The organism is Pedobacter jeongneungensis, assembly GCF_039538295.1.
GTDB lineage: Bacteria > Bacteroidota > Bacteroidia > Sphingobacteriales > Sphingobacteriaceae > Pedobacter > Pedobacter jeongneungensis.
This window is the reverse complement of record NZ_BAABBY010000001.1, coordinates 40140-58623: the sequence shown is the minus strand read 5'-3', so window position 1 is coordinate 58623 and position 18484 is coordinate 40140. Positions and strand designations below refer to the sequence as shown.

Genomic DNA, 18484 nt, shown 5'->3' with positions numbered 1-18484 from the left:
TTTATCATTTACGCAAATAAGGGCCGGGCTAGCGCAAGCCTTAGCGCCCTGGCCTAAACAATAGCCAGATTCGTGCCTTTATAATTCAACAAGCATTTATTAAGGGAAACATATATAAATGTAAGTATAGCTTTTAAATTTAAGAAATTTAGCCTGGTAATCTTAGCCAGCGCACGTGTGCCACGTGTAAAAATTCAATCCTAAATCACAAGTCATCCACCCCACTGTTTCATACACTAAGAATGCGGGTTCAAGTTTTCCTTCTAATATATTATTTACCCTTTAGAAAGATAAACATCATCACTCACGGCTTCCAGCCACACCGTAGGCCCTTTTTGCCTGCCGGTAATAGCCACCTGAACAAACACGGTATCCTGGCTTGCACCATGCCAGTGCGGCACATTTGGCGGGCATTTAATCACATCCCCTTTGCGTAGTATTTTTTTGGGCTGTCCTTTTTCCTGATAATAGCCTACCCCATCTGTAACTAAAAGAATTTGTCCGGCGGGGTGGGCATGCCATTTACTCCTGGCGCCCGGGGCAAACGTAACATTACCAACGGCGTTCTCATTTAAACTATCGGCATCGGCCAGCGATTTTACCCATACTTCACCTTCAAAATTATCACTGGTATTTTTATCACCCTGCGGAAAAATAAGTTCTTTATGTGGTGATGAAGATTGTACCGCTTCCAATTTTTGATCATTACGGCAGGCTGCAAAAAGCAAAACCATCACCATTACCGTATAGCTAAAATAGTATTTCATGATGCTGAATTTTAAAGGTTGGTTTGATAAAAATCCACTAATTTGTTTACGGCTTGCAATACATATTCGGGTTTCCAATAGGTTTGGATATGAGTAGCCCCATCAATCAGGAATAATTCTTTATTTTTTGCCCTCGTGGCTTTGGGGAATGCTTCATCTGTCATGTATTTTGTATCGGCCTTACTACCTGCAATCATCAATAACGGCTGTTCAATTAAGTCCATATTGATTGTGGCATCCCAGGTCATTAAGTCGAACAAGCTGCTCATGGTGTATAAGAAAGTCGAATTTGGATGTGCGTGGCTTCTGTAATAGTATTCATATCCTTCACGGTACAAATCGGTTGAAGTTTTGGCAATCTCTTCATCGGTGATGCTTGCTACACCGGCATAAATGATTTTACTCCCGGCAGCTTCCTGTGCACGGGCAGCTGAAGCCTGTTTTAAACGCTCCTGTATGGTTGCAAGCTGGGTATTCTGAAAACCATTACGCCTTACCTCGCCCGAGTTGAACATACTTAAGGTAGCCACGGCTTTAAACCTTTTATCTGATTGTACTGCTTTTAACGTATAACCGCCACCACCGCAAATACCTAAAACCCCTAAACGTTTTGCATCAACTCCGGCGAATTGCGTAATAAAGTCGGCCATGCCATGAATGTCTTCTATGCGGTTTGCCGGTTTATCGGTATGGCGTGGCTCGCCGCCACTTGCGCCCTGATAGGCAGCATCGGCAGCAATGGTGACATAACCCGCTTCTGCCAAACGCTGCGCGTATAATCCTGCCGTTTGTTCTTTAATACCGCCGTTAGGGTGCGCTACCGCAACAGCAGGATATTTTTTTGAGACATGGTAATTTGCAGGTGTATATACGTTTGCAGCGATATCAATCCCGTTTAATTTATATTTCACCGGATGAATGTTTACTTTTCCTTTCTCATTACTGGTTATGGCTCCCCTATACACCAAAGTATAAGGATTTTGCGAAGCTGCTTTTTTACCGGTTTGGGCTTCGGCACTATTTAAACCCGCCATTGTGATGGCTAATGCTATAATTGATGTTATTTTTTTCATTTCTTCTTTCTCTATATATCTTACTTCCTGCTTTTTAGCACCTCGTTTAACACGATGTGTGCTGCATCAGCTTCTTTCTTGCCAATTGACTGATTGATCAAACCCACAAACTGTTGCAACTGGCCGGGCGATAAACCAACGTTCAGACAGATATTTAAATGCGACCGCAACATGGGTTCTACCCCACCAATACTTGTCAGTACGGCCACCGTTACCAGTTCGCGATCTGCATAGCTTAATACATCCCGCTCAAAAATATCAGCAAATAAATGCTCCTTGAGAAATACTTCTATTTCGGGCGCAAATGCGGCATAACCTGTTTTCGGTCCTGTTTCAGGTGCGCCGGTTAATTTTTCCAGTATCGCCTTACCCCTGTCGTATTTGCTGCGATTGCTATGAACCGGCGTGGCTTCCTGGCCCCGTTTATCGGTAATCCCCCTGGCCTTGCGAGCGTCGAGCACGCCTGTAAAGGTTTGGAGCCCGCGGATACTACGCGGAAAGCCGCAATAAGCGTACAACTGGACGATGGCTTCTTTAATTTCGTTTACCGTGAGGCCCGATACTAATGCTCCTTCAATCGCTGTTTTAAGCTGACCGAGATCCCCTTTTGCTGTTAGCGATGAGATGGCAACCAGTTTTTGTTGCCTAAGGGTTAAGGTTTCGCCATCTTTTCGTTCTTCAGTTGCGTTATTGTTAAGGCTTAGTCCAAATATCATAGCCAGGGCTATTATCAGTTTTTTCATTTTATTGCGCTTATTATTTATCCAGCTTTTTCTCTTTAAGCCATTTTGTAATTACCTCTGCTATTTCGTTACTGTTCAAATCCGACATGATGAAGTGCGTATTTCCCCTGATGCCAATTTCAGGCAGATGAACAATGGTAACATCACCACCATGGGCATTTACCACCCTGGCCCATTGCCTTCCTGTGGCCAGTACGTTACGCCAGAAGTTTAAGGATGCAGCGTTGGTTTCGTCTTTTGGAATAAAGTCGCCGAAATAAACCACTATAGGGATTTTTGTCAACTTCATAAATTCGTTAAGGGGTAATCCCTTGCCACCACGGTTTCCTTCGGGTACTTCGCCCTCAGGAAAAGCAAATCCTCCGGGTTCGATGGCCACAATTGCCTTTACATGATCATTTTTAACCGCTGTTTTCCAACCGGGGGCACCGCCTGCAGAATGTGTAAATAAGATACCATCTCCGGATTTTTCAAAAACAGCCGACATGGCATTCACTATTGTTGATTCATCCACACTGCCGGTATTCGGTACCATCATCCTGAAAAACCGGTCCAGCGATAAACTGTCTTTAGGGAATTGTACTCCTTCGTTAAAGGCCGGATACAAACCAATGCGAAACTGGGTAAACCAGGTCTGGTCATCAGGTGTTGCGGTAATCTGCCCCGGTTTTGTTGTCTGACCAGCTTCGCCACGTCCGGGCTGATCTACAAGATACACGCCGTAACCTTTCCTTAAAAACAGGTCAGAAAATCCATCCCTGCCATCGGCAGTGGTTTGCCAGCTTCTCCTGGTCTGGCCGTAACCATGAAGAAAAACCATTGAGTAGCGTTTTGCTTTCTGCGGGATCTGATAAAAAACATCAGCATGATCGCCATGCCTTGTTTGCCCGCCCTGTTGTACATTCCAGGGTTTAAGCGGGTCGAATACGCCGTCGCTTTTTATAACCATACCACCAGCAGAAAATGCCCCTTGTGCTGCAATGGTTAAAGGTTTTGAACTGACTTTTTGCTGTGCCTCAAGCGATGTATAACTAAGCGTGAGCAAGAGTATTGCGCTGGCATAATTTCTTAGTTCTCTTTTCATAAATTGTTATTTATTGTGCAGGCTGATTTATTTTGGTAAAGGATAATGAACCCATTTTCCAGCCACTGCCTTGTTTAACATAAACTTCGGTTACGATAAACGGATTGCTTACTTCGTTGCCACCAACCACCGCGAGCAGCGTGATGTTATTGAGCAGTATAGCCGTATTCCCAATAATATTCACAGCAACAGCATGAATATCGGCCTTTTTATAATGGATACCACCGCTTTTAATCACCGCTATTTCCCTGGCTTTTCCCCAGCTTCCGCCCATATGTACGAAAACTGCTTTTTCGTCAAATAATACGCTTAAAGAGTCAACATTTTTGTCGGCCATCCAATCCCATTTGGTTTTAGATAGCTTGATGATCTCCTGCTCTGTTTTCGTAGGTGTACTCGTTTGTGCCTTAGCCGATGTGATGCTCATGATGATGAAGAATAGTCCGATAATTGAGGTTTTCATAATCTTGTTTTTAGGGTATGTTTATTTATCTGATTTATCTGCTGATCTTATCTGGTTACGGCTCCAGTTTTCTTTCTCCAAGCCATTTCACCATGGCAGGATCGCGGTGATCAAAAAAGCTGCTGGTAAGCGTATCCAAGCTCTTTATGGAGTTCATATCCTCATCGCTAAGCTTAAAATCAAAAATATCGAAGTTTTCTGCCATGCGTTCTTTACGAACCGACTTTGGAATAGCTACTACACCACGCTGAATGAGCCAGCGAAGCACAACCTGAGCAACAGATTTGTTGTATTGTGTACCAATAGCCTGCAGCAGTTCATCTTTAAAAATATTGTTCTTCCCTTCCGCAAAAGGTCCCCAGGATTCGATCTGCACCTTGTTTTCATTTAAAAAGCGTTGCGCCTCCAGTTGCTGATGAAAAGGATGCGTTTCGACCTGATTAACCGCCGGAACAACCTCATGATGAACAATCAGGTCCATAAGCCGGTCTGGATGAAAATTACTGACACCAATTGCCCTTACCCTGCCTTCTTTATACAGTTCTTCCATAGCCCGCCATTCGCCATACACGTCGCCAAAAGGCTGGTGGATGAGGTACAAATCGAGATAATCCAGTTGCAACTTTTTTAATGATGCTTCAAAAGCCCTTTTTGTACCGGCATACCCTTCTGATTGTATCCAAATTTTGGTGGTAATAAACAGTTCTTCCCGTGCTATATGACTATTTTTAATCGCCTTACCTACCGCTTCCTCATTCATATAAGAAGCTGCAGTATCAATTAAACGGTAACCGGTATCAATTGCATCGGATACACTGCGTTCACATTCTTTCAGATCGGTTACCTGAAATACCCCGAAACCCAGTAATGGCATTTCTATGCCGTTATTTAATTTAATTGTTTCCATATCTTGACGATTTCCTCTGATTGTATTACAAATATCCGCTCTATATCCAAGACCTGAGTAGACAGATTCCTGCTTTTACTACCAATATTACGGTTAGCAGATAAGATAGGTTTGCAAGCCCATCGAATTAATTAAGTTTGTATAAGCAAAGACATAACGCTATGGAAAAGGAATTTAATTTTGATACAATCAGTGAATACAATGCTTTTAATAATCATGAAACGTTTCACCCACTGATAAGCGTGCTCGACTTTTCTAAAGCTCATGAACGCACAGGCTCCAAAATGAACTTTGAACTTTATTGCGTTTTCCTTAAAGACGTTAAATGTGGTGATTTAAAATATGGGCGACACAATTACGATTATCAGGCTGGAACTTTAGTTTTCATTTCTCCGGGGCAAACCATTGATGTGGAAAATAAAACAGATTACTACCAGCCTGTGGGTCATGGACTGGTATTTCATCCCGATCTGATCCGCGGTACTTCATTAGGAAAAACGTTAAGTGAGTATAACTTCTTTAGCTATAATACCAGCGAGGCCTTGCATCTATCAGGCAAAGAAAGGCAACTGGTATTGGATTTGTTTGCCAAAATAGACACAGAACTTCAGCAATCTATTGATAAGCATAGCAAAAAGCTTATTGCTTCCAATATTGAACTGCTGCTGAATTATTGCGACCGTTTTTACGATCGTCAGTTTATTACACGTGATGCCGTAAACAAAGGTGTGCTGGAGAACTTTGAAAAATTACTTAATGGTTATTTCAGGTCAGAAAAACCTTATTCAATTGGTCTCCCTTCTGTTGCCTATTGTGCAGAGGAACTTCATTTTTCGGCAAATTATTTTGGAGACCTGATCAAAAAGGAAACCGGTAAATCAGCCCAGGAATTTATTCAGGCCAAAATTATTGATGTAGCTAAAAATAAAATCTTCGACAGCAGTAAAACGGTTAGCGAAATCGCTTACGAGCTTGGTTTTAAATATCCGCAGCACTTTATCCGGCTATTCAAAAAAAGGGTTGGGAGTACGCCCAATGAATACCGGGGAATGAATTGAGTAATTAGTAATCTATATTATTAAGGCAGCGGCTAAAGTTGTCTCATCAGGTGTAATGATTATCTTTTTATCATCTTTGATTGTAATCAGTATTCTATTATCCCTGCGTGTAGCATACATTGTTAACCAGCCAATTTTCGAACTATAGTAACTGCCCATATAGCCAAAGTAACCTCCAATTCCAAATCCCCTTACCAATGTACCTAAAGTACCTGATTTAAGGAGTTCTGCAGATTTTATATCATTTTTAGCAATAAGAATATCTCCTGCAATCCGCTTGATGACTAAATTATCCACAGTCAAAATGTAAGAAAGCGGCTTAAATGCAATGGATAATAATAAAACTAAAATGAGGATTGCCCCAACAAAAATGGTATTCATCTCTTTTTTTTCTAAAAAAATTACGATCTGCTGGTACACAACATAGATGGTGATTGCAATCAGCACTAAAGTGATTAATCTGGTCATCATATCCATAGAAACCGTATATTTTTGGCGAAAGTTGATTGGGGTATTCATTTCACTATAAAAACTGATTATTGATTACTCCATTATCATATTTTCACTTCTGTTATCTGCTTTTTGGGGTTTAAATTCTGGCGTTAAGTGTGTTTCTCTCTTGCCTAAACGTATTGTATTAAAAAAGTCTCCCGGCTTAAAAATGCGAATTTGCCGTAAAAAAGCGAAACTGAATTCCATATCTACCGGCCTAAGATATAGGATAAGTGCCCCGGCCATTGCAAAAAAGAAAGCAAAAAGCCCGTGAAAAACCAGTATCATAAAATGAAAACCTATACCTGTCCAGAGAAAATATTTACGTTTTTCCTTTTCCAGAAAGAGAGATAAAAAGAGCATAAGTTCAATTGCAAGCGAACCCCAGGTGATCATTGCAACAAAAAATGGAATTTGGACCAATGGTTCTGCCACGCGCGAAACCCAATAATTAAGACCAAATGTTGGGTCTTTGAACCAATACCATGTGGCTGTTCCATCAATCCACTCTCGAACATTAAATTTAGCCGTTGCAGCATGTAGGTAAACCAGGCATACCTGCACCCTGATGAAAAGAAATGTAGATAACGCCACAATCCTCAGGTAATCATTAGATTTCCCTTCGGTTTTTTGTGCCACATCCCAATGCCATTGCCGGTGATCTGTAAAGCATATTGGCAGTAACAATAAAGTGAGAATTGCCGTAATCTGATCCCCCCCTTCGATACAGATACAATAAGTAGCAAAACTTGAGGATATCCAAAAATGAAGGATCCCTGAAAACCTTGGCCTGTATCCGGAAATAACAAATAATAAGATCAGCATGGCTAATATCCGTGCAAAAACCTGATAATCGCGTAATATAAAAAAGTAATTAATCCGTAACAGGTTTAATCCACTATATTGCATAAGCTGCATACCGGATAGTTTTTCCGGAAATAAAATACTGCTATTGTTCAGTAAGAGGGTAAGCAATGTACCCAATGCAAGAAGCGATCTTGCTACTCCGTAAACGTTGGTCCAGGGATTTTTTAGCGGGTAGGAAATAAAGAGAAAGTTATTCATAGATTAAATTTACTTTGGCAACCATAACAGAATCTCCAGTCTGATCCCGAAAATCGCGGAAAGCCCATGGCAATATTCTGCGTTTCACAATAACCAATTGGTTTGGAAGTTCCTCCTGATAGGTTTTAGCGACTTTGATATTAAAGGGAATGATACAAGGACCACTTAAATTAAGTTTACTAAAACTACGGTCAGTTAGCTTTAACCATGTAGCCATGGGGATTCTTTTAAGCACTTGGGTGTAATAGAGAACGCCGTAATGTGCCGGACGCTTTTTAAGCCCCCAAAAGTTATGCAGGTTTGCCCGCCTAGTGTTAGGATCCATCACCCACTTGTTTTCTTTATTAATCAGATAATAAATCCGTGGCTCCTGAGGGTTTTTGGTAAAAAAACCCCATCCTTCCGGCATCAGCAGCTTAATAGATCTGCTCTGAACAGAAAAGTAGGTTGACATCGCATTATAGTTTAGCGAAACCGATATCAATGAGATAAATAGTCCAATCCAAACAGCGGCTAAGAAAAGGACAAATACTTTTATATTTTTTGGCATAGTAAAGTTGGGCCCGAAACCGGGCCCATTAACTTAGATTTCTTGTTATTAAAATTAATGTGCGAAAGACTTGGTTACTGTAGAAAGGAACTGAGTGGTTTTTAACGAAGCTACCGGAACTGGCGCATCGTCAGCTGGCGGACCTTCAGGATCAAGAGTGTCTACAGGTTCTGTTTCGCCAAGAATTGCAGCAAATACAGCGGCAACAGCAACAACAAGAACAAGAACAACTTCTACATAAACATAGGTTTCTACCCCACGGTGAAGATTTCTGTTAACATCTTTTGAGGCTGCTTCTTCAAGATCTGCTTCTTGAGCACTTAAATTAGTTGAAGATTTTGAACTGCTCTTTGACCCGAATGCTTTTGCTAGCATCTCTTTATATTTCTCGGTTTTCAATAGGGCAGTTAGCTGCTCTTTCTTCATTCCTTTAACATTATCAGCATCCATTTGCTTTAACAACTTTGCCTGCTCATCTTTATTCACCTTAATATCGGCAATATCGTTGTTTGATTCTGCAGCCTCGCGCAAAGCTTTTGTAGCGCCTATTAATGCAACCTTAACCCGGCCAACATCACCACTTTTGATTTCAGTTTCAAAATGATTGAAAAATCCAGGATGCTTTTGGTTTATTTTGTTAATAAAGCCAGTTTCAGCATCGAAAAGTAGCTTTTTATCACTATCCTCAAGCCATTCAGAGAAGTTTGGCACATACTCTTTTAAGGATGTGGCTACTTTCCCCTCTCCAAAGTAGATGCCACGGAAGATTTCTTCTCCCTTTAAATCTGCCACTTGCGGGGCATCGGATTTCTTACAACTGTAAAACAGTGTAATTAAGATCAGGGTACAGAGAATGTACCACTTGGAACAGAATGATCTGATTTTTTCCATTGCGTTTTTTTTTAGATATTAAATTATTAGTCAATTATTTGCATTAAGGTACCAGCATTACATATAATTGAATAAAGTTAATTTTATGCTTATATCCTGCTAAAGATTTTCCATTAAAAGGCTCATTTTCTATACCTAAAGGTGTTTGCACATGAAAGAGATTCAGAAAAATTGTTATTTCTTTCTTGTCTATTAAAGCAGTAATTATTTACATGAGCAATCAGAAATATAATCAAAATACTAAAAATTAACTAATTAAACAGTTGTAATCCATAACTTACATCAAATTAGATCAGCTGCTACAATCTGTTAAAAGATTTTATGCGGTTAAAGTGTTAACTATATTAATAAATAAATATATTTGGATTATCTAATTCTCTTATTTTATGCAAAGATGTATTATTGTTGATGATGAAATTCATGCAATAGAAACGCTCAAAGATTATATCCATCTGATGCCTGAGTTAAATCTTATTGGTACCTATAACGATCCGATTAATGCAATGCGGACACTTGGCGAACATGGTAAAGTTGACCTTATATTAATGGACATCAATATGCCCAGAATATCGGGACTTGAGCTGGCAAAACAGGTGCGAACGATGACCAATAAACTCATATTTACAACTGCTCATACAAAATATGGATTCGAAGCTTTTGGTGTTAATGCAAATGATTATCTTCTAAAGCCAATTAGTTTGGCTGTATTTATGTCAACCATCGACAAAATTTTTCCCTCAACTCAAAAACCAGAGGAACCAGACAACAGCATTATAGGGGCCGATGATTTCTTTTTTATTAAAAGCCGGGAAGACAACTTGAAGTTGATCAGGATCATATATTCGGATGTAGTTGCGATAGAAAGCAACCTGAATTATATCAATATTCATACTAAGAAAAAAAGCATACTTACCTATATGTCGCTCAGCGAAATTGCAAAGAGTCTTTTGGGGAAGGGCGATTTTGTTCAGTTTCAACGGAGTTTTATTATTAATAAAAATTATATTGACGACATTGATGGAAACAGCATTAAAATGGTAACTGGACTAAAAATGACAGTTGGAGAATATTATAAAAAAGATTTCAACAAGTTTATTTCTGAGCATGTGATTAGACCAAAGCGCCGTAACTAATATTTATTTATCAATTCAGTTCATAGCGAAAGACTCGCTGTATTATGAATTTCCCTGATTCACAAAACTATCAGTAAGCTAATCTTTGTTTTTTAAAGAATCCGTTGCATGATTTTTTTTTTTCATATCTTCTTTCGGAAATATTGGATACACATTCTGGTGTGGACATTGTTCATCATTTATGAAGCAATTGTGGTTGGACTGATTTCCGGCATTTTCAGTCACCCGATTACTTACACCTGCCACTATGTTCTTATCCTTATTTTATTTTACAGTTCATCAGCCTTTTTGCTACCTCGTTGTGTGAAGGGCAACGTTAATGCCATTTGGACTATCCCTTTATTTTATTCGCTGCTTATTGCCAGTTATATTTTATGCAATTACTTTCTGGAGAGCTGGCTGGTTGACCAGAATTTTATTACACACATCAACACGGTTAAGCTCAATAAGGAATTTATACTTAGAATACTGCATCGAAGTATTTATATTCTAGGATTCTCCACAGCATATTATTTTCTGATGAGCTACCTTGAGGTAAGCCGAAGTGCTACAGAACTGGAAAAACAGCGGTTATTGGAGATTATAAAAAATGAGAGAACCACAGCTGCCCTTAAATCTGCAGAAAATTCTTTTCTCCGTGCACAGATAAATCCTCACTTTCTGTTTAACACGTTAGGTTATATCCATTATCATATCAATAAACATTCTAAGGAGGCTGCTGATGCGATTATACAGCTTTCTGATGTAATGCGGTATGCCATTAATGTAGATGATAAGGAAACCCAGATAAGCATTATTACTGAGATGGCGCAGATAGAAAAACTATTCTGCCTGCAACAAATGCGACGCAAAAATTTGATGAATATCAGTATCTATATTGAAGAAGAGGCCGAACAAATCCTGTTTATACCTATGGTACTGCTAACCCTAGCCGAAAATATGGTAAAACACGGAGATTTTAGCGAGCGTGAGAGCCCTGCCGTATTTTCGGTAACTTTAAACCACAATACGCTACGAATATTTACCAGAAATCTTATCAACCAAAGCCCCTCAGTTGAAAGTAGCGGGCAGGGTATTAAAAACATTGCCACCAGGCTGCAATATACTTACGGAGAAGAGGCTAAATTAAGCTCTCGCATAACAGGAGAATGTTTTGAGCTGGAAATAATTTGCAACAATGTTTCACATTAACTACTCTTCCTCTCAACAATAACTAACCCTGCAAATCTTATTCCTCATTATTCTCCATTTCATCATGCCAATCATCCCTTTTATATCGAAAAAAAATGATTGTGTTATTAATTTGCTACATTAGGAACGTATAAAAACGTGCATGAATGTTTATATTAAGAACGTTAACAATGAAAAAACATCTGTTTATTTCTCTTTTTACTTTGATTTCTTTTTTCGCATTTGCACAGCAAAAATCCGGTATAACTGTTGAACATGTTATTGGCGCATTTAATCAGAATTTAAAAGATTCGCTTTACAACATGATGACGCCTCAAATGAAATCAGCCCTAGGAAAAGACGGAAGTGATAATCTTCTCGGACAGTTAATGAATCAGCTGGGAAAAATTACCAGTACAAAGAATATATCGACTGCTGATGCCGAAATACAAAGATATAATTTAACATTCGAACGCCCACTGGTAACTATCCTGCTGGTCATTAAAAACGGACAGATAGCAGGTATAAGGCAGTTGTCAAGACCTACCTCTGCTTCGGGTTTAGTCAGAAAAGAAAGTACTGATAATTATACCTTAGGCAAAGCGCCAGCTATGCTTTTTGGCACATTGCTGTTGCCTCCTAAAACATTGGAAAAAATTCCGATTGTATTAATGATAGGTGGATCTGGCCCAACAGACAGGAACATGAACCAGGGCGATGCCTTAGTCACAAATTCGTTTGCCATGCTTGCAGATACCCTGGCTGCAAATGGAATAGCAAGCCTGCGTTACGACAAACGCGGTGTTGCTAAAAGTGCACAGGCGCTAATCAATAATACGATTGTTATGGATAATTATGTTGATGATGCTTCCGCGTTTGTTGATCAACTTAATAAGGATGAAAGGTTTTCAAAAGTTATTGTTCTTGGGCACAGCGAGGGCTCATCTATTGCCATTGCTGCCGCGCTTAAAAGTCATCCGGCTGGCTTGATCTGCTTAAGCGGTTATGATACTGATCTTGGAACTGTGCTCGAAGGTCAGTTATCCAAAACTTTGGAAGCTACAGATTTAAAACTTTCTAAAACAATTCTAGGTAACCTAAAGAAAGGAAATCTTTATCATGGCGAACTTAGTCCTGCAACAAAAAACCTGTTTAGCCCGACAACACAAGAATACCTCATTTCAGCGATGCGACACCATGCAGCATTTGAACTAAAAAAAATAAATACACCCATACTTGTTATTAGTGGAAGCACCGATCTTCAAATTGGCACCAATAGTGGACAGAAGTTAGCTAAAGCAAATTCAAAGGCATCTTTTTTAGCCATACAAGGCATGAACCATGTACTGAAAAATGCACCTATGGATAAGGAAGAAAATTTAAAAACTTATACTAACGGTGAACTTCCTATAAACGCCGAACTTGGAAAAAACATTGTTTCTTTTATTAAAAACCTGAAATAGATCAATACAACCAACACCCTGTTTAAGTACAAGGGTAAAGCATGCTTTCCCCTTGTACTGTTATTTTTTAAGACTATTTGCAAGATAGGAGATAGCTTTCTCGCGATCTAATGTAGGTCCTGGCAATCCATCGGTGGAAACCGCTGTAGCTAGATTGTTTAACGGTCCCGGGACCCAAGTGATATCAGTAGATGCGGTTTGACCAATGATAGCTACCATTGTTTCCTCTGTACCGTTCTTCTGAGATGCTATTTTAACGGTTACAATTTTAGACAGGATCTTATTTGCATCATTAAGTGCCTGCTCTACCTTAATTGGATTACCACTTTCCATCGAAAGCTTGAATGAACTGAAGAAATCAGCATCTATAGCTTCGATTTTTTTAATAAACTGATCCAGTCCTGCTGCACTACCCTTATAGTTTCTTTCATCCGAAATCTCGGGAATAAAAGCACCTACCTTTTTATCGCCAAAGAAAATACCTTTGAAAATGCTCTGTCCGCTAAATTCCGCAGTTGCCCGGGCGTAGTTAGATTTTTCTTCTTTTGGAATAAATCCAAGGCTTGCGAATGTAATGGCTGTACCTGCAACAAGCACTACATAGATGCTGTTTTTTTTAATGATTTTTTTTTTCATGAGTTTATTTTTTATTTATTGATATGGTGATGAATATTCCATCTTTTCTGAATAAAGATGGAGTATTTTTTAAGTGATATGTATTTATGCTTATAGTTTAAATCTCTTAATATGCCAATGCTGCCAAGCGGGTTATCAACCCACAAATAGAGCATAAGGCCAGCGGCCATAGAAAAGAAAAAGGATACTAAGCCATGGAAAAACAAAATGCCTAAATGAAAGGTAATTCCAAGGATAAACAAGGTTTTCTTAGCGCGCTTGTTCATCATAATAGCCATGAAAAGCAGAATCTCTAAAACAATTGTTCCCCAGGTAAGTAAGGCAACTCCAAAAGCACTAGATAATATCGGATCCATAAAAGTGTGCATCCAATCTGTCATACCAAATACCGGATCATTTAACCAATAGTATGTAGCAGTTCCATTAGCCCATTCATTAATTGGGATTTTGCCTATTCCTGCATGAAAATAAATGATACACATCTGCAGTTTGATGATTAGCAGGAAATACCCTGATATCAAAACGGATTGTTGAGATGGATGATTATCAGTAGTCCAGTGCCATTGCCTTCGATCAAGCAGGCATATCGGAATTAACATAAGACTTAGATTCCCTGCAATCTGATCACCTCCTTCAATTAGTAAGGTTGCGTAATTAAAGCTGATGCATATCCATGAATGAAAAAGACAGGTTAACCTGGGCCGAAAGCCACAAATCACCAAAAGTAATATGGCCGCAGCTATATATTTTGCCCATAAAAGGTGGTCAACGCCGAACATTAGAAAAAAATTGAATTTCTGGAAAATATAATGACCAGATTTTAGATTAGCTGCATTAAAGGTATCGGCATTTTTAAAAAGCAACTCGGGATTGTTTAGCATAATGGTTAGAAAAGTAGACAAAGCCAATACCGTTCGTGCCATACCAAGTTTATAGGTATAGATGTTTTTTTGCAAGAATGGAGCAATCAGTTTTCTGATTTCCGCATCTACCCTTTTAATCAATGAATATCCGTACATATTTTGATGGCATTTTTACAGATTCGAAATGGCTCCAGGCCCAGGGTGTTAATTTTTTCTTGACAAAAACCACCTCGCCTTTAGCTTTCCATGTTTCATCTTTATTTTTAATATGTAAGATTGTTTTCTGCCTGGAATCAACGGCAATCTTAGTTAAATCAAAATCTATATGCTTCCATAAAGCACTATCAATTCCACTAAGCAACCGGTTATAATCAGAAGTTAATTTCCTTCCCTCGCGATTAATTCCGAACAGGTAAATGAAACTTCCACCCGAGGGACTTAACGGAATAAGCGAACCGTTTCCGGTTCTTTTATAGGCCCAAAGTTTTTCCTCCCTTGCATCTCTTGTAAAAAATGCCCAGCCCTGTGGCAAAAAATAAAAGGTATTACGCTTTACTGTGCTGCTGGTGTTAAATGGAGTTTGTAACGATGTAGTCATTACACAATAAAGTACAATCGCACTGAAAATAACGAGAACAAGAAAAATGAGCGATAATCCGGTAATGGCAGGTTCTATTTGCTCCTGCTCATCTTCCTGATACGGTTCTGTTTCATCAGGCTTAAATCCAAAAAAAATAGTTGAAATCTGTTGATCATTTTCATTTCCCAACCAGCCTTTCTTTCTGTTACCCATATAACATTTATTGATTTTTCCCTTTATTATTAGATTAGTAAGGTTTTCGTATCCCAATTTATAACTAAATGTGAATAAATCTTATCGCATTATTTATAACCTTATAATTGCTATCTGGAATATCTTTTTTGCAGGAAATAATTAGTCATAATAATTTGCTTTCCGAAGATCATCTTGTATTTAAACTGGCTTAAACTTTACTATGCTAACATGTAATGTGTGTACAAGGAATTTGAACAGCAGAAGTCCTTCGGGATACCATTAAAACAATGTCCTTATCCCATGATTTCATAAGACATATTATTTAGCAGCAATCCCCAGATTACCAGTTATTACAACAATCAGGCAATTATAAGGAATTCTAAATTTCAGACAAGAAAATTATATTTTTCTATGAGATACAATTTTAGATCCGGAAAAAGCTTCAAAAAAAGCAGTTATGAGAAAAGCAGTGCCGATGAGAGTGAGCGATTGTAGCAGTAATGAATCTTAAAAAGAAATAGAACATTGATCTTTTTGTTTGAAAAAATTGTGCTCTTCAAAAATTATTTTGGAGCAACCCCATCATTAAACATTGTAGGCGCCATGCCAAACTTTTTCTTAAAGGAATGCGAGAAATGCGACAAGCTTTCAAAGCCCAGGTCGAGGTAAATGGAAGAGGGTTTTTGATGTTTGGTTTCGATGAGGTGCTTTGCCTCATTCAGCCGTTTATCCTGCAGCCAATGACGGGGCGGCGCACCGAATGTTTTCAGGAAATCGCGTTTAAAACCTGCCAGGCTTCGGCCGGTTAGCTGCGCAAATTTTTCAACAGGCACATTGAAGTGAAAGTTGCTCAGCATAAACTTTTCGAGGTCGATTTTATAAGGCTCTGAAAAGTCGAACAGAAAGTTACGCAGTGAAGGCATGGCCAGCAACAGCAATTTAATCCCTTCTTTCACTTTTAAAATGCCCATCTCGTCTGTCATGCTGGCGCCCGAACTCCGGGCATATGGAATAATTGACTGAAAATAGCCCTGCAAAAATTCATTTGACGGAATTAAAATATTCGGCGGACCAATATATTTCTGGTCCGCTTCGAGTTTTTCTTCCAGCACAATCTTGCGCAAAAGGTCTTCTTGCAGGGATATTACGATGGTTTCATAGTTTCCTCCGGGCAGCGGTGTTTTGGTGAGCGTACCCAGCTGATTTTTACCAATTAAGAGTACTTGTCCACCAGACATCGAAATGTTTTGTCCGGAGGTTTCCAGCACCAGCTGTCCCGAAACCTGCAGCACCAGGGTATGGTGGTTCCAGAAACACACTTTTTCTTTCCGCTCGGCAGAGAGGTAAGAATAAAAGATTACGCCGGGAAGGATTTCTGCAGGACTGATCATTTAGCGTTGTAAATAAGTGCCACCATGTATAGCACCTATTGCAAAAGTAGTATTTAAAGTGTTTATTTCTTCGGGTGTAAATACAATATCGAGTGCTTTCATATTTTCAGGTAAACGAGATCTGCGGCTCATGCTTACTAAAGGCATAATATGATCGCCTTGTTCTTTTACCCAGGCAATGGCTACCTGTGTTGGTGTACAGCCTTTATTGTGGGCCAACTGTTTCAATACTTCTACTTTTTCGAGGTTGTGAACGAGGTTTTCGCCCTGAAAGCGGGAGAAATGGCTATGATAATCATTTTCGGCAAGCGGAGCTTTCATTTCGCCGGTTAATAAGCCTTCAGCAGTATTGGCGAACGCCACCACGGCAATGCCCAGTTCTTTTGCAGCTGGTAAAAGATCAGTTTCTATCTGACGGTCGGCCAGCGAATAACCAATCTCCAGTGCACTGATGGGATGAATGCTATTGGCCTGACGAAGCTGATCGGCCGTAATTTCAGAAACACCAATGTGGCGCACTTTACCTTCTTTAATCAGGTCGGCAACGGTTCCGATGATGTCTTCTACCGGTACGCTTCCATCCATGCGGCAGGGCTGATAAAGGTCGATGGTTTCGATTCCTAAACGGGTGAGCGAATAATTGATGAAATTCTTGATGGCAATGGGCCGAAGATCCAGTCCCAGCCACTGACCGTTATGGAAGATGGCACCGAATTTTACACTGATAAAGGCATCATCTCTCCTGCCCTTAATGGCTTTGCCAATAAGCATTTCGTTATGACCAGCGCCATAGAAGTCGCCTGTATTTAAAAAATTAATGCCGCTATCTAAAGCTTCGTTAATGGTAGCAATGCTTTCCGTTTCATCGGGTGTAGGACCGCCCCAAACAGACGACATGCGCATACAGCCTAAACCAAGTTTAGATACGAGCGGACCATTTTGGCCCAGCTGAATTTTTGTGATGTTTTTCATAATTCAAAGATCAGCAATCCAAACACTCATCACTTTCTTCTACGGCTCAAATATTTTGTCTGTACGGCTCAAAGTTGCTCTACTTCAAAAAGCCTTCCAGATAACCCAATATGGTTTTGGTTTGCATCATCAGGCTTACATGGCCTTGCGCAGGCACAATGGCCAGTTGCGATTTTGGCATCGCACCCATATCGGCAAATACAGCACCCCCGAGTAACTGGTAAGTTTTAATCAGCTCTGTTTTATCCAGGCCATCGTTGTCGCCGGCAATGAGCAATACCGGAGAAGTAATTTTCGCAATACTGGCATCCCCAATGTCGAACGGTACCTTAATAAAATCAATCATCTGTGTTAAAAACGGAGTCCATTTTGTTTTGTCGGGCGCTATTGCATTGTAAGCTGTTTTCATTGGCGTGTTCTCTAAAAATTCAGGTTTCATTCCTTTAAACGCATCGCTTACGGCAGGCATCCAGCCACTGGTTTTATAGGTAGAAGAAATAATCACTAATTTTTTTACCCGCTTTGGGCTTTGTACAATCAGTTGATAAGCTACTGAGCCACCCATGCTATAGCCGGCAACATCAGCACTGTCTATTTTTAAATGATTCATTACCGCTTCCACATCACTTGCCAGGGTGTTCAGTTCTAATTTCCGGTCAGAATACGGTGAGTGTCCGTGTCCCTGCAGTTCAATGGCAATTACTTTTCTTGTTTTGGCTAGTTCGGGGATTAATTGCCCCCAGTTGGTTTCAATGGTCATAAAAGCACCATGCAGTAATACAAGCGGTTTGCCTTCACCATATACTTCGTAATAAATTTTAGTCCCCTTAACAGGTGCGTAACCACTCCCGGCAGGTTTAACCTGTTGCCCTTTTGATTGAGCGGCTGCAAACACCATGATTATAATAACCAGTATTGATTTAAGGAAATTTCCTGTTTTGAATAAATTTTTCATAAGGCGATTTAGTTTTTTGATTTATTGACGATA

20 protein-coding genes are annotated in these 18484 nt (G+C 39.6%); 4 read left to right on the top strand and 16 right to left on the bottom strand.

Annotation, left to right across the window (positions count from 1 at the left end; all coding sequences use genetic code 11):
* Positions 1-275 precede the first annotated feature (275 nt).
* The 6 genes from ABD769_RS00275 to ABD769_RS00250 are packed head-to-tail and all read right to left on the bottom strand — an operon-like array spanning position 276 to position 5037.
* Entirely contained in the window at positions 276-767 is a 492-nt protein-coding gene (locus ABD769_RS00275) for a cupin domain-containing protein (protein WP_344848147.1), read from the bottom strand.
* Between the two features lie 11 nt (positions 768-778).
* On the bottom strand, positions 779-1840 hold the full coding sequence (locus tag ABD769_RS00270) for an alpha/beta hydrolase (RefSeq protein WP_344848144.1): 1062 nt from the start codon (positions 1838-1840) through the stop codon (positions 779-781).
* 20 nt (positions 1841-1860) lie between these two features.
* Entirely contained in the window at positions 1861-2583 is a 723-nt protein-coding gene (locus tag ABD769_RS00265; protein WP_344848142.1) for a carboxymuconolactone decarboxylase family protein, read from the bottom strand.
* A gap of 13 nt (positions 2584-2596) precedes the next feature.
* On the bottom strand, positions 2597-3667 hold the full coding sequence (locus ABD769_RS00260) for an alpha/beta hydrolase (protein ID WP_344848139.1): 1071 nt from the start codon (positions 3665-3667) through the stop codon (positions 2597-2599).
* A gap of 10 nt (positions 3668-3677) precedes the next feature.
* On the bottom strand, positions 3678-4130 hold the full coding sequence (locus ABD769_RS00255; RefSeq protein WP_344848136.1) for a nuclear transport factor 2 family protein: 453 nt from the start codon (positions 4128-4130) through the stop codon (positions 3678-3680).
* Positions 4131-4185: 55 nt separating this feature from the next.
* Positions 4186-5037, bottom strand: coding sequence for an aldo/keto reductase (locus tag ABD769_RS00250; protein ID WP_344848133.1), 852 nt, complete (start codon positions 5035-5037; stop codon positions 4186-4188).
* Positions 5038-5198: 161 nt separating this feature from the next.
* On the opposite strand from ABD769_RS00250, the gene ABD769_RS00245 reads away from it, so the two are divergent.
* Positions 5199-6095, top strand: coding sequence for a helix-turn-helix domain-containing protein (locus ABD769_RS00245; RefSeq protein WP_344848130.1), 897 nt, complete (start codon positions 5199-5201; stop codon positions 6093-6095).
* 12 nt (positions 6096-6107) lie between these two features.
* Here ABD769_RS00245 and ABD769_RS00240 read toward each other — a convergent pair whose 3' ends face one another.
* From ABD769_RS00240 to ABD769_RS00225, 4 genes are read right to left on the bottom strand one after another with little or no spacing between them, the layout of a single operon-like run.
* Positions 6108-6614: a PH domain-containing protein gene (locus ABD769_RS00240; protein WP_344848127.1), complete on the bottom strand. Its 507-nt coding sequence runs from the start codon at positions 6612-6614 to the stop codon at positions 6108-6110.
* A gap of 24 nt (positions 6615-6638) precedes the next feature.
* On the bottom strand, positions 6639-7652 hold the full coding sequence (locus ABD769_RS00235) for a sporulation-delaying protein SdpB family protein (RefSeq protein WP_344848125.1): 1014 nt from the start codon (positions 7650-7652) through the stop codon (positions 6639-6641).
* Complete coding sequence (locus ABD769_RS00230) at positions 7645-8202, bottom strand: SdpA family antimicrobial peptide system protein (protein ID WP_344848122.1); 558 nt, start codon at positions 8200-8202, stop codon at positions 7645-7647. The genes ABD769_RS00235 and ABD769_RS00230 overlap by 8 nt, the downstream gene beginning before the upstream one ends.
* Positions 8203-8256: 54 nt before the next feature.
* Entirely contained in the window at positions 8257-9093 is an 837-nt protein-coding gene (locus ABD769_RS00225; RefSeq protein ID WP_344848119.1) for a sporulation delaying protein family toxin, read from the bottom strand.
* A 386-nt stretch (positions 9094-9479) separates the two neighbouring features.
* Here ABD769_RS00225 and ABD769_RS00220 point away from each other — a divergent pair, with 386 nt between their 5' ends.
* From ABD769_RS00220 to ABD769_RS00210, 3 genes are all read left to right on the top strand, one after another.
* Entirely contained in the window at positions 9480-10226 is a 747-nt protein-coding gene (locus ABD769_RS00220; RefSeq protein WP_344848116.1) for a LytR/AlgR family response regulator transcription factor, read from the top strand.
* Between the two features lie 108 nt (positions 10227-10334).
* Positions 10335-11417 (top strand): sensor histidine kinase, encoded by a 1083-nt coding sequence (locus ABD769_RS00215; RefSeq protein ID WP_344848113.1) that lies wholly within the window; start codon positions 10335-10337, stop codon positions 11415-11417.
* Between the two features lie 170 nt (positions 11418-11587).
* Complete coding sequence (locus tag ABD769_RS00210) at positions 11588-12859, top strand: serine aminopeptidase domain-containing protein (protein ID WP_344848110.1); 1272 nt, start codon at positions 11588-11590, stop codon at positions 12857-12859.
* A 60-nt stretch (positions 12860-12919) separates the two neighbouring features.
* On the opposite strand, the gene ABD769_RS00205 is transcribed toward ABD769_RS00210, so the two are convergent.
* The 6 genes from ABD769_RS00205 to ABD769_RS00180 form a co-directional block, all read right to left on the bottom strand.
* Positions 12920-13495 (bottom strand): sporulation delaying protein family toxin, encoded by a 576-nt coding sequence (locus ABD769_RS00205; RefSeq protein WP_344848107.1) that lies wholly within the window; start codon positions 13493-13495, stop codon positions 12920-12922.
* A gap of 11 nt (positions 13496-13506) precedes the next feature.
* A complete protein-coding gene (locus ABD769_RS00200; protein ID WP_344849529.1) occupies positions 13507-14418 on the bottom strand; it encodes a sporulation-delaying protein SdpB family protein in 912 nt (303 codons plus the stop codon).
* 73 nt (positions 14419-14491) lie between these two features.
* Positions 14492-15151, bottom strand: coding sequence for an SdpA family antimicrobial peptide system protein (locus ABD769_RS00195; protein ID WP_344848104.1), 660 nt, complete (start codon positions 15149-15151; stop codon positions 14492-14494).
* Positions 15152-15696: 545 nt separating this feature from the next.
* Entirely contained in the window at positions 15697-16524 is an 828-nt protein-coding gene (locus tag ABD769_RS00190; RefSeq protein WP_344848101.1) for a helix-turn-helix domain-containing protein, read from the bottom strand.
* Positions 16525-17496: an aldo/keto reductase gene (locus ABD769_RS00185; RefSeq protein ID WP_344848097.1), complete on the bottom strand. Its 972-nt coding sequence runs from the start codon at positions 17494-17496 to the stop codon at positions 16525-16527.
* 79 nt (positions 17497-17575) lie between these two features.
* Entirely contained in the window at positions 17576-18451 is an 876-nt protein-coding gene (locus tag ABD769_RS00180) for an alpha/beta fold hydrolase (protein ID WP_344848094.1), read from the bottom strand.
* Positions 18452-18484 lie beyond the last annotated feature (33 nt).